The following is a 345-nucleotide window of genomic DNA, read 5'->3' as shown; positions in this document are numbered from 1 at the left end:
CTGTTTTATTTCTTGACGGAACCTATCTTCCATTAAGACGTGGAACCGTTAGTAAAGAATGTATTCATATCGCACTTGGCATTACACCAGAAGGACAGAAGGCTGTTCTTGGATATGAAATCGCCCCAAATGAAAATAATGCTTCTTGGTCCACCCTGTTAGACAAGCTTCAAAACCAAGGAATCCAACAGGTTTCTCTTGTAGTGACCGATGGCTTCAAGGGGCTTGAACAGATTATCAGTCAGGCTTACCCATTAGCTAAACAACAACGTTGCTTAATTCATATTAGTCGAAATCTAGCTAGTAAAGTGAAACGAGCAGATAGAGCGGTTATTCTGGAGCAAT

At 40.9% G+C, this 345-nt stretch carries 1 protein-coding gene; it reads left to right on the top strand.

Going from position 1 to position 345, the window contains the following annotated elements; all coding sequences use genetic code 11:
* The coding region (locus QR64_RS26325; RefSeq protein WP_200886539.1) for a transposase at positions 1-345 on the top strand (345 nt) is incomplete at both ends.

This window comes from Rhodococcus sp. Chr-9, from assembly GCF_000801125.1.
Taxonomy (GTDB): domain Bacteria; phylum Actinomycetota; class Actinomycetes; order Mycobacteriales; family Mycobacteriaceae; genus Rhodococcus; species Rhodococcus pyridinivorans.
The sequence above is the reverse complement of the archived record's forward strand: the minus strand, read 5'-3'. Positions and strand labels throughout refer to the sequence as shown.